Origin of the sequence: Streptomyces sp. NPDC048370 (assembly GCF_043200825.1) — a bacterium.
GTDB lineage: Bacteria > Actinomycetota > Actinomycetes > Streptomycetales > Streptomycetaceae > Streptomyces.
The window spans coordinates 803,539-815,826 of record NZ_JBICYI010000001.1 but is presented as its reverse complement, the minus strand read 5'-3'; the positions used below and the strand labels follow the sequence as shown (position 1 = coordinate 815,826).

Below are 12,288 nucleotides of genomic sequence, written 5' to 3'. Positions count from 1 at the left end.
AGGTCCGGGGCGGAGGAGCGCCATCACGTACAGCGGGAACCGGGAGCGCACATCGTGCAGGGGCCGAACAGGACGTCCAGGCGCGGCGCGTGGGGCGTCGTCATCGTCGTCCTGCTCGTCGGCGTCCATCTCGTCCGTGGCGGTACGGAGGAGTGGCCCGCCGGAGGCCCGCCCCAGCCACTCGCCGCCGCGGCCCCGGACCACGCCGTCGCCGTCGCCCCCGTCAACGTCCCCGACCCGCTGCCCGCCTCACGACCCGCCCGGGTGCGCATGCCCGCCGTCCGCATCGACGCGCCCGTCACGGCCGTCGGACTCGACGCCGAGGGATGGATCGACACACCGCCCGCGTACGAGACGAACCTCGCCGGCTGGTTCACCGGTGCCGTCACACCGGGGGAGAAGGGCACGGCGGTCGTCGTCGGCCATGTCGACACCCCGGACGGACGGGCCGTCTTCTACGACGTCGGGGCGCTGGCCAAGGGCCACCGCGTCGAGGTCGTCCGCCAGGACGGCAGGACCGCCGTCTTCTCCGTGTACGGCATCGAGGTCGTCCCCAAGGAGGGCTTCCCTGCCGAGCGGATCTACCGGGCGACGCCCTACCCCGAGCTGCGCGTCCTCACCTGCGGCGGAGGTTTCTCCCGGCAGCGGGGGTACGACGGCAACGTCGTCGTCTCCGCCCGCCTGGTCGAAGTGCGCTGACCCACACGCCCGATCCCCACCGCCGACCCCCAAGGTTGACCCCCACGCCCGATCCCCACCGCCGACCCTGGCCGGTCGCTCCTGGCCGGTCGACAGGCATCCGCCGTCCCCACCCGGGCTTTGTCCTTCCCCGGGAAAAAGTCTGCACGGATCCTTGCGCGACTTCTTCCCACTCCCGGACACCACTGCTACGTTCCCCTCGAAAGCCCGGCGGAGAGCCGACCGACGGGCTTCGCCGACTCGCTAGGGGAGGGGCGCGTGAGACGCATGACCGCACGACCCGCCAACGCGCACCAGGCGCGACTGCTCCGTCTGCTGCGCGACGGAGGCCCCAACTCCCGTGCGCAGCTGGGCGATCAGATCGACCTGTCCCGCTCCAGGCTCGCCGTCGAGGTGGACCGGCTCCTCGACACCGGCCTCGTCGTCGCGGACGGCCTCGCCGCCTCGCGCGGCGGTCGCCGTTCGCACAACATCCGGCTCGCCCCCGAACTCCGCTTCCTCGGCGTCGACATCGGCGCCACGTCCATCGACGTGGCCGTCACCAACGCCGAGTTGGAGGTGCTCGGACATCTCAACCACCCCATGGACGTCCGTGAGGGCCCCGTCGCCGTCTTCGAGCAAGCCCTCGCCATGGCCGCCAAGTTGCGCGCCTCCGGCCTCGCCGAAGGGTTCGACGGCGCCGGCGTCGGCGTCCCAGGACCGGTCCGCTTCCCCGAGGGCATTCCGGTCGCGCCGCCGATCATGCCCGGCTGGGACGGCTTCCCCGTACGGGAGGCGCTCAGCCAGGAACTCGGCTGCCCGGTCATGGTCGACAACGACGTGAACCTCATGGCCATGGGCGAGCAGCACGCGGGCGTCGCCCGCTCGGTCGGCGACTTCCTCTGCGTCAAGATCGGTACCGGCATCGGCTGCGGCATCGTCGTGGGCGGGGACGTCTACCGCGGTACGACGGGCAGCGCGGGCGACATCGGGCACATCCAGGTGGAACCCGACGGCCGCTCCTGCGCGTGCGGCAACAAGGGCTGCCTGGAAGCCCACTTCAGCGGCGCCGCCCTGGCCCGTGACGCCGAGGACGCGGCGCGCGCGGGCCGGTCGGAGGAGCTCGCCGGACGCCTCGCGGCGGCCGGCAGGCTCACGGCGGTCGACGTCGCCGCGGCGGCCGCCGCGGGGGACGCCACATCGCTCGCGCTCATCCGTGAGGGCGGCAACCGGGTCGGGCAGGTCATCGCCGGACTCGTCAGCTTCTTCAATCCCGGTCTGGTGGTGATCGGCGGCGGGGTCACCGGCCTCGGTCACAACCTCCTCGCCAGTGTCCGCACCCAGGTCTACCGGCAGTCCCTCCCGCTGGCCACCGGCAACCTCCCCATCGTCCTCGGTGAGTTGGGCCAGACCGCCGGAGTGACCGGCGCGGCCCGCCTCATCAGCGACCACCTCTTCTCCCCGGCGTAGCCCCCGCCGGCGGTCCGTGCCCACCGGCCCGCTCCCACGGGCCCCGCTCCACCCGCACCACGTCAGTCAGCACCCGCTCAGGCGCACACCCGCATTCCGCCGAGGGGACCTCACCCATGCCTCAAGAGCCTCAAGCGCCCCCACCCCTGCTCACCATGTCCGGCATCACCAAGTCCTTCCCCGGCGTCCGCGCCCTCGACGGCGTCGACCTGGAGGTCGCCCCCGGCGAGGTCCACTGCCTCCTCGGCCAGAACGGCGCCGGGAAGTCCACCCTCATCAAGGTCCTCGCCGGCGCCCACCAGCCCGACGGCGGCCGGATCACCTGGCGCGGCGAACCCGTCCAGCTCCGCTCCCCGATCGCCGCCATGCGCCTCGGCATCGCCACCATCTACCAGGAACTCGACCTGGTCGAAGGGCTCTCCGTCGCCGAGAACGTCCACCTCGGCCACGAACCCACCACGGCGGGATTCGTCGTCCGGGGCCGCGCCGCCCGGACGACCACGGCCGCGCTGCTCCGCCGGCTCGGCCACCCCGAGATCGACCCCGCCCGCCGCGTCGGCCAACTCTCCGCCGCGCAGCAGCAGATCGTCTCGATGGCCCGCGCCCTCTCCCACGACGTCCGGCTCATCGTCATGGACGAGCCGTCCGCCGCCCTCGACCCGGACGAGGTCGACAACCTCTTCCGTATCGTCGCCGACCTCACCGCCGAAGGCGTCGCCGTCGTCTACATCTCCCACCGCCTGGAGGAGATCCGCCGGATCGGCGACCGGGTCACCGTCCTCAAGGACGGCCGTGCCGTCGCCGGCGGACTGCCCGCGGCCTCGACCCCGACGCGTGACATCGTTGCCTTGATGACCGGCCGGAACGTCGAGTACGTCTTCCCGCCGCGCCCCGCCGAACCGCCCGCCGCCGTACCCGTGCTCCAGGTCCAAGGCCTCGCCAGGGAGGGCGAGTTCGCCCCCGTCGACCTCGAACTGCGGCCCGGGGAGATCGTCGGCCTCGCCGGGCTCGTCGGCTCGGGCCGTTCCGAGATCCTGGAGACGATCTACGGCGCCCGGAAGGCCACCGCGGGCCGGGTCCTCGTCGACGGCCGCGCGCTGCGCCCCGGCAGCGTCCGGGCAGCCGTCCGCGCCGGGCTCGGTCTCGCCCCCGAGGAACGCAAGGCCCAGGGCCTGCTGATGCTGGAGTCCGTCACCCGCAACGTCTCGGTCTCCACGCTCGCCCGCTTCGCGCGCGCCGGCTGGATCGACCGTGACGACGAACGCGAGGCCGCCCGGGCCGCCACCCGGGAGCTGTCGCTCAGGCCCGATAACCCCGACGCCCCGATCCGTACCCTCTCCGGCGGCAACCAGCAGAAGGCCGTCCTGGCCCGCTGGCTGCTGCGCGGCTGCCGCGTGCTGCTCCTGGACGAGCCGACCCGGGGCGTCGACGTCGGCGCCCGCGCCGAGCTGTACGCCGTCATCCGCCGCCTCGCCGACGACGGCCTCGCCGTCCTCCTCGTGTCGAGCGAAGTGCCCGAGGTCCTGGGCCTGGCCGACCGTGTCCTGGTGCTCAGGGAGGGCCGTGTCGTCCACACGGCACCCGCCCGCGAGCTCGACGAACACCGCGTACTCGACCTCGTGTTGGAAGGGAGCCCCCGCTCATGACGCTGTCCACCGCCAAGACCACCGAGGCGTCCGCGCAGGACGGCGGCCGGCGCCCGCTCGGTCTGCGGGCCGACGTCCGCAACCTCTCCCTGCTCGGCGTGCTCGCCGTACTGATCGCGGTCGGCGGCCTCACCCGCCCCGACGAGTTCCTCGCCGTCTCCAACCTCCAACTCGTGCTCACCCAGGCCTCCGTCATCGGTGTCGTCACCGTCGGCATGACCTTCGTCATCACCAGTGGCGGCATCGACCTCTCGGTCGGCGCGATCGTCGCCCTCGCCTCCGTGTGGGCGACGACGCTGGCGACACAGGAGTACGGATTCGCCGGCATCCTCTTCACGGCCGTCGTCGTGGGCGTGGGCTGCGGCCTGGTGAACGGGCTGCTCGTGGCGTACGGCGGGATGGTGCCGTTCATCGCGACCCTCGCCATGCTCGCCTCGGCCCGCGGTCTAGCCCTGCAGATCACCGACGGCCGGACGCAGATCGTCACCGTCGACTCCGTCCTCGACCTCGGCATCCCCGACGCCTACATCCTGGGGATCCCGCCGCTGGTCCTCGTCTTCGCCGCCGTCACGGTCCTCGGCTGGCTGGTTCTCAACCGCACCACCTTCGGCCGCCGCACGATCGCCGTCGGCGGCAACGCGGAGGCCGCCCGACTCGCCGGTATCGACGTCCGCCGCCAGCGCCTCTACCTCTACCTGCTCTCCGGTCTGTGCTGCGGCATCGCCGCCTTCCTGCTGATCATCCTGTCCGGCTCCGGCCAGAACACCAACGGCAACCTCTACGAACTCGACGCCATCGCCGCCGCGATCATCGGCGGGACCCTCCTCAGCGGGGGCCGGGGCACCATCGTCGGCTCCGTCCTCGGTGTCCTCGTCTTCACCACGATCACCAACATCTTCGCCCTCAACAACCTGCAGAGCGACGTCCAGCAGATCGCCAAGGGCGCGATCATCGTCGCCGCCGTCCTGGTCCAGCACCGCACGGCCCGCCACGGCGAGGCCACCTGACCCCGCGCCCCACCCCACCGCTCCATCCCCCCGGCCCGAATCTCCCTGACCCCCCGAAGGGATCCATCGCCATGCCAGAAACCAGCCGTAGAGGACTGCTGTTCGGCACCGCCGCCGTCTCCGCGGGAGCCCTCCTCACCGCCTGTACCAGCAACGAGCCCAAGAACGCGGCCCCGGTCGCGAGCAACGTGCCCGCCGCCGACGACAAGCCCGGCACCCCCGTCACCATCGGCTTCGCCGGCCCCCAGGCCGACCACGGCTGGCTCAACGCCATCAACCAGAACGCCAAGGAGCGGGCGAAGAAGTACTCCGAGGTCACCCTGGAGATCACCGAGGGCTCCAACGACACCGCCGTCCAGATCGGCCAGATCCAGACCCTCATCAACAAGAAGGTCGACGTCCTGGTCATCCTGCCCGCCGACGGCAAGGCGCTCACGCAGGTCGGCCTGCAGGCCATGAAGGCCGGCATCCCCGTCATCAACCTGGACCGCGTCTTCGCCTCCCCGCAGGCGTACCGCTGCTGGATCGGCGGCGACAACTACGGCATGGGGCTCAACGCCGGCCGCTACATCGGCGAGCAACTCAAGGACAAGCCGAACGCCACGGTGATCGAACTCGCCGGCATGGACAGCCTGGAGCTGACCAAGCAGCGCAGCCAGGGCTTCGACGACGCCCTCAAGAACTACCCCAACATCCGCAAGGTGGCCCGCCAGGCGGCCGACTTCACCGTCGAGTCCGGCCAGGCCAAGATGGCCCAACTCCTGCAGGCGCAGCCGAAGTTCGACGCCCTGTGGAACCACGACGACGACCAGGGCGTGGGCGCGCTGCGGGCCATCGCCCAGGCCGGCCGCAAGGACTTCCTGATGGTGGGCGGAGCGGGCGCCAAGTCCGCGATGGACGCCATCAAGGCCGACGACGGCGTGCTCAAGGCCACCGTCCTCTACCCGCCGACCATGGCCGCCTCCGCCATCGACCTGGCCCGTGCGCTGGGCCAGAAGAAGGGCGTCGGCGGCTTGTCCGAGCTGGAGATCCCGGCCTCCCTCACCCTCTACTCGGCCGTCGTGACCAAGGAGAACGTCGACGAGTACCTGCCCACCGGCTTCAGCTGACCGGGCTCCGGCCGCCGGCCCCGAGCCCGGCACCCCCCACCGTGCAACCGACGAGGAGGAACCGTATGGAACAGCGGGAGAGCGAGGCCGACGAGGTCGACCCGGCCACGGCGACGACCACGCCGACGACCGGGGCCGCGTCGATCGCGGCGGTCACGGACGCGGCGCCGACGCTCGGCATCGGCATGGTCGGCTACGCCTTCATGGGCGCCGCCCACTCCCAGGCGTGGCGCACCGCGGGGCGCGCCTTCGACCTGCCGCTACGGCCCGTCCTCGCCGCCGTCGCGGGACGTGACCCGGTCGCGGTGCGGGCGGCGGCGGCCAAGCACGGCTGGGCCGCCGCCGAGACCGACTGGCGGGCGCTCGTCGCCCGCGACGACGTGCAGCTCGTGGACGTCTGCACCCCGGGCGACAGCCACGCGGAGATCGCCGTCGCCGCCCTGGAGGCGGGCAAGCACGTCCTGTGCGAGAAGCCGCTCGCCAACTCCGTCGCCGAGGCCGAGGCCATGGTCGCCGCGGCCGAGGCGGCGGCCGCCCGTGGCCAGGTCGCCATGGTCGGCTTCAACTACCGGCGCGTGCCGGCCATCGCGTACGCCCGCAGGCTTGTCGCCGAGGGCAGGCTCGGGGCGCTGCGGCACGTACGGGTCACGTATCTGCAGGACTGGCTCGTCGACCCCGGCTTCCCGCTGACCTGGCGCCTGGAGCGCGCGCACGCGGGGTCCGGGGCCCTCGGCGACCTCGGTGCGCACGCCGTCGACCTCGCCCAGTACCTCGCGGGGGAGCTCCTGGTCGGGGTCTCGGCGCTCACCGAGACCTTCGTACGGGAACGGCCGCTGCTCGCGGGCGTGTCGGCCGGGCTCTCCGGGGCGGCCACGGGCGGGGCGTACGGGGCGGTGACGGTGGACGATGCCGCGCTGTTCACCGGCCGGCTCGCGTCCGGGGCGCTCGCCTCCTTCGAGGCGACCCGGATGGCCGCGGGGCGCAAGAACGCGCTGCGTCTGGAGATCAACGGCGAGAAGGGTTCGCTCGCCTTCGACCTGGAGCGGCTCAACGAACTCTCCTTCCACGACCACACCGAGCCGGCCGCCGCCGCGGGCTTCCGCCGGATCCTGGTGACCGAGCCGGACCATCCGTACCTGGAGGGCTGGTGGCCGCCCGGTCACGCGCTCGGCTACGAGCACACCTTCGTCCACCAGGCCCGCGACCTGGTCCTCGCCGTCGCGACCGGGACCGGTCCCGCCCCGTCCTTCGCCGACGGCCTCCAGGTCCAGCGGGTCCTCGCCGCCGTGGAGGAGAGCGCGGAGAAGAACGCCGTCTACACCCCCGTACCGCTCTAGGAGGCCGTTGACCGTGTCCCGTCCCTTCACCCTCTTCACCGGCCAGTGGGCCGACCTGCCGCTGGAGGAGGTCTGCCGGCTCGCCCGCGACTTCGGCTACGACGGCCTCGAACTCGCCTGCTGGGGCGACCACTTCGAGGTCGACAAGGCCCTTGCGGACCCGTCCTACGTCGACGGCCGCCGCGCGCTCCTGGAGAAGTACGGCCTGGAGTGCTGGGCGATCTCCAACCATCTGGTGGGCCAGGCGGTCTGCGACCACCCCATCGACGAGCGCCACCAGGCGATCGTGCCGGCCCGGATCTGGGGCGACGGGGAGCCGGAAGGCGTACGGCGGCGGGCGGCGCGCGAGTTGGCCGACACCGCCAGGGCCGCCGGCGCGCTCGGCGTCGACACCGTCATCGGCTTCACGGGGTCGTCGATCTGGCATCTGGTGGCGATGTTCCCACCGGTCCCCGAGCGCATGGTCGATCGCGGCTTCGAGGACTTCGCGGACCGCTGGAACCCGATCCTGGACGTCTTCGACGCCGAGGGCGTGCGCTTCGCGCACGAGGTCCATCCGAGCGAGATCGCGTACGACTACTGGACCACGCAGCGGGCGCTCGACGCGGTGGACCGCCGTCCCGCCTTCGGCCTCAACTTCGACCCGAGCCACTTCGTCTGGCAGGACCTGGACCCGGTCGGCTTCCTCTGGGACTTCCGCGACCGGATCTACCACGTGGACTGCAAGGAGGCCCGCAAGCGCCTCGACGGGCGCAACGGGCGGCTCGGCTCGCACCTGCCGTGGGGCGATCCCCGGCGCGGCTGGGACTTCGTCTCGGCCGGGCACGGTGACGTGCCGTGGGAGGACGTCTTCCGGATGCTCCGCTCGATCGGATACGCGGGGCCGATCTCGGTCGAATGGGAGGACGCCGGGATGGACCGTCTCACCGGCGCTCCGGAAGCGCTTGCCCATCTCAAGCGGTTCGACTTCGACCCGCCGTCGGCCTCCTTCGACGCGGCTTTCGGAGGCCGCGACTGAGCTGAGGTCGGCCGGTGCGCACAGGCGGACGCCCGGGTGGCGGTGACGTCACCCGGGCAGCTCCGCCGTGCCCTCGGACGGCTTTGTCCTGTCGCGGTGAAAAGTTCGACAGGGGCAGTGCGCAAGGCCTTTCCGCCCCGGACGAACCCCGCTACGGTCCCAGATGTATCCCCTGATGTGTACATGACGTAGCTCGATGGTTGCGACCAGCGTGACGGCGCGCGCCGGTCCCCGGACACCCGCACTCACCCGGCCCTACTCCGGAGGACATCCGTGCACAGCAAGAAACGCCCCCGAGCCAGAAAGCCACTCGCCCTCCTCGCCGCCGCACTCCTCGCCCTCGGCGGCCAACAGGCCCTCGCGGCCGAACCGGAAGCCCCGCCCGCGGCGCCCGCGGCCTCGGCCGCCGAGGAGTTCCAGCAGGTCACCCTCGCCAAGGGCGGTGAGGAGGTCGGCGAGCCGATGTCGCTGGCCGTGCTCCCCGACCGCAGCGTCCTGCACACCTCGCGCAACGGCGAGCTGCGCCGCACCGACGCCGCCGGCAACACCGAGGTCATCGGCACCGTCCCCGTCTACTCCCACGACGAGGAAGGTCTCCAAGGCATCGGCCTCGACCCGGACTTCGCCCGGAACAAGGCCATCTACCTCTACTACGCCCCGCCGTTGGACACCCCCGCCGGTGATGCCCCCGAGAACGGCACGGCGGCCGACTTCGCCAAGTACGACGGCGTCAACCGCCTCTCCCGCTTCACGCTGAAGGCCGACGGCACCCTCGACAACGCCAGCGAGAAGAAGGTCATCGACATCCCCGCCACCCGGGGCATCTGCTGCCACGTCGGCGGCGACATCGACTTCGACGCGCAGGGCAACCTCTACCTGTCGACCGGCGACGACTCCAACCCCTTCGCCTCCGACGGCTTCACCCCCATCGACGAACGCCCCGGCCGCAACCCGGCGTTCGACGCCCGGCGGACCTCCGGCAACACCAACGACCTGCGCGGCAAGATCCTCCGCATCAAGGTCGCCGAGGACGGCTCGTACACCGTCCCCGACGGCAACCTCTTCGCCGCCGGCACCGCGAAGACCCGCCCCGAGATCTACGCGATGGGCTTCCGCAACCCCTTCCGCTTCAGCGTCGACAAGGCGACCGGCGTCCTCTACGTCGGCGACTACGGCCCCGACGCCGGCGCCGCCGACCCGAAGCGCGGACCCGCGGGACAGGTCGAGTTCGCCCGGGTCACCAAGCCCGGCAACTTCGGCTGGCCGTTCTGCACCGGCAAGAACGACGCGTACATCGACTACGACTTCGCGACCAAGCAGTCCGGCGCCGCCTTCGGCTGCGGCGCGCCGAAGAACGACTCGCCGTACAACACCGGACTCGTCGACCTCCCGCCGGCCGAGCCGGCCTGGCTCCCGTACGACGGCGGCTCCGTACCGGAGTTCGGCACCGGATCCGAGTCCCCGATGGGTGGACCCGTCTACCGCTACGACGCGGCCTCCACCTCCCCGGTCAAGTTCCCCGAGGCGTACGACGGAGACTTCTTCGCCGGAGAGTTCGGCCGGCGCTGGATCAAGCGCATCGAGCAGGGCGCCGACGGCACCGTCCAGTCCATCAACCCCGTGCCGTGGACCGGCACACAGGTGATGGACATGGCCTTCGGCCCGGACGGCGCGCTGTACGTCCTCGACTACGGCACCGCCTGGTTCGGCGGCGACCACAACTCCGGGCTCTACCGCATCGAGAACGCCACCGGCGGACGCTCCCCGGTCGCCGAGGCGAGCGCGAACAAGACGTCAGGTGTGGCACCCCTGAAGGTCGCCTTCTCCTCCGCCGGCACCACCGACGGTGACGGCGACGCCCTCACCTACAGCTGGGAGTTCGGCGACGGCGGTACGTCGACGGCCGCCAACCCCACGTACACGTACCGGAAGAACGGCACGTACACGGCGACCGTGACCGCGAAGGACGCGACCGGCCGCACAGGATCGGCCTCCGTCCACGTCGTCGTCGGCAACACCGCGCCCAAGGTCACCCTCGAACTCCCCGCGGAGGGAGCCCTCTTCGCCTTCGGCGACGAGATCCCCTTCACGGTGAAGGTCACCGACCCGGAGGACGGCGCGATCGACTGCGCCAAGGTCAAGGTCACCTACGTCCTCGGCCACGACAGCCACGGCCACCCCGTCACCTCGGCCAACGGATGCTCCGGAACCATCAAGACCTCCGCCGACGGCGGCCACGACGACGACGCCAACATCTTCGCCGTCTTCGACGCCGAGTACACCGACGGCGGAGGCGGCGGCCAGGCCGCCCTCACCACCCACGACCAGGCCAAGCTCCAGCCGCGCCATCGCCAGGCCGAGCACTTCGACGCCCAGAACGGCGTCAACGTCTTCGACAAGACCGAGGCGAACGGCGGCCGGACCGTCGGCGACATCCACGACGGAGACTGGATCTCCCTCAAGCCCTACAACCTGACCGGGGCCACCAAGCTCACCGCCCGCGTCTCCTCCGGCGGCGTCGGCGGCTTCCTCGAAGTCCGCACCGGCTCGCCCACCGGCCCCCTGCACGGCTCCGCGCCCGTCCCCGTCACCGGCGGCTGGGAGACCTTCCAGGACATCGACGTACCCCTGCGGAACGTGCCCCGCCGGACCACCGAACTCTTCCTCGTCTTCAAGGGCGGCGCGGGCGCGCTCTACGACGTGGACGACTTCACGATCTCCAACACCCCCGCCGACCGGAACGCCAAGCGCGTCCTCGTCTTCTCCCGCACCGCCGGATTCCGGCACGACTCGATCGGCACCGGCATCACGGCGCTGAAGGAACTCGGCGCCCAGAGCGGCATCACCGTCGACGCGACCGAGGAACCCCGCCAGTTCACCACCAACAACCTCGCCCGCTACGACGCCGTCGTCTTCCTCTCGACGACCGGTGACGTGCTCAACGCCGAGCAGCAGACCGCCTTCGAGCACTACGTCTCCACCGGCGGCGGCTACATGGGCGTCCACGCCGCCGCCGACACCGAGTACGACTGGGAGTTCTACGGCGGGCTCGTCGGCGCCCACTTCGCCTCCCACCCGCACATCCAGCCCGCGACCGTACGGGTCGAGGACCACGACCACCCGGCCACCGAGCACCTCGACGGCCCCTGGCAGCGCACCGACGAGTGGTACAACTACCGCACCAACCCGCGCGGCCAGGCCCGGATCCTCGCCACCCTCGACGAGACCAGCTACGAGGGCGGCACCATGAAGGGCGACCACCCGATCGCCTGGTGCAAGTCCTACGGCGGCGGGCGCTCCTTCTACACCGGCGGCGGCCACACCAAGGAGTCCTACGCCGAGCCGGCCTTCCGCCAGCACCTCCTCGGCGGGCTCCGGTACGCCACCGGCCAGACCGCGGCCGACTGCCGGCCGCGGACCGGCTACCGCGAGCTCTTCAACGGAGAGACCCGGGAGGGCTGGAAGCAGGCCGGACCCGGCAGCTTCGACGTCGTCGACGGCGAACTGCGCTCGGTGGGCGGCATGGGCATGCTCTGGTACCAGGCCAAGGAGTTCTCCTCCTACTCGCTCACGCTCGACTGGAAGGCGGCGGGCGACGACAACTCCGGCATCTTCGTCGGCTTCCCCGCCTCCGACGACCCCTGGTCCGCCGTGAACAAGGGGTACGAGATCCAGATCGACGCCACCGACGCCGCCGACCGGACCACCGGAGCCGTCTACGGCTTCAAGTCCGCCAACCTCGCGGCGCGCGACGCCGTGCTGCGGCCGCCGGGCCAGTGGAACAGCTACGAGATCCGCGTCCAGGGCGAACGGCTCCAGGTGTTCCTCAACGGCGTGAAGATCAACGACTTCACCAACACCGATCCGGCGCGGAGCCTCAAGGACGGCCACATCGGCATCCAGAACCACGGAGCCGGCGACCAGGTGTCCTTCCGCGCCATCAAGCTCAGGGAGCTCCCCTCGTAGAGCCCCCTGCCCAGCCGGCGGCGGGCGGGGAGGCGCCGTACCCCCCGCCCGCCGCCT

At 71.7% G+C, this 12,288-nt stretch carries 8 protein-coding genes; all 8 read left to right on the top strand.

The genetic code is table 11. The features are described from left to right. The first annotated feature begins 51 nt into the window (after positions 1 to 51). Entirely contained in the window at positions 52 to 699 is a 648-nt protein-coding gene (locus ACGFYP_RS03495; RefSeq protein ID WP_393486034.1) for a class F sortase, read from the top strand. Positions 700 to 966: 267 nt separating this feature from the next. After that, positions 967 to 2,148: an ROK family protein gene (locus ACGFYP_RS03490; protein WP_393485866.1), complete on the top strand. Its 1,182-nt coding sequence runs from the start codon at positions 967 to 969 to the stop codon at positions 2,146 to 2,148. A 116-nt stretch (positions 2,149 to 2,264) separates the two neighbouring features. Further along, a complete protein-coding gene (locus ACGFYP_RS03485) occupies positions 2,265 to 3,794 on the top strand; it encodes a sugar ABC transporter ATP-binding protein (protein WP_393485864.1) in 1,530 nt (509 codons plus the stop codon). Further along, a complete protein-coding gene (locus ACGFYP_RS03480; RefSeq protein ID WP_393485862.1) occupies positions 3,791 to 4,801 on the top strand; it encodes an ABC transporter permease in 1,011 nt (336 codons plus the stop codon). The genes ACGFYP_RS03485 and ACGFYP_RS03480 overlap by 4 nt, the downstream gene beginning before the upstream one ends. Before the next feature lie 71 nt (positions 4,802 to 4,872). After that, positions 4,873 to 5,910: a substrate-binding domain-containing protein gene (locus ACGFYP_RS03475; RefSeq protein ID WP_393485860.1), complete on the top strand. Its 1,038-nt coding sequence runs from the start codon at positions 4,873 to 4,875 to the stop codon at positions 5,908 to 5,910. Positions 5,911 to 6,095: 185 nt separating this feature from the next. After that, complete coding sequence (locus ACGFYP_RS03470; RefSeq protein ID WP_393486032.1) at positions 6,096 to 7,247, top strand: Gfo/Idh/MocA family protein; 1,152 nt, start codon at positions 6,096 to 6,098, stop codon at positions 7,245 to 7,247. Positions 7,248 to 7,260: 13 nt separating this feature from the next. Beyond that, entirely contained in the window at positions 7,261 to 8,265 is a 1,005-nt protein-coding gene (locus tag ACGFYP_RS03465; RefSeq protein ID WP_393485858.1) for a sugar phosphate isomerase/epimerase family protein, read from the top strand. 273 nt (positions 8,266 to 8,538) lie between these two features. Beyond that, complete coding sequence (locus ACGFYP_RS03460) at positions 8,539 to 12,231, top strand: ThuA domain-containing protein (RefSeq protein WP_393485856.1); 3,693 nt, start codon at positions 8,539 to 8,541, stop codon at positions 12,229 to 12,231. Positions 12,232 to 12,288 lie beyond the last annotated feature (57 nt).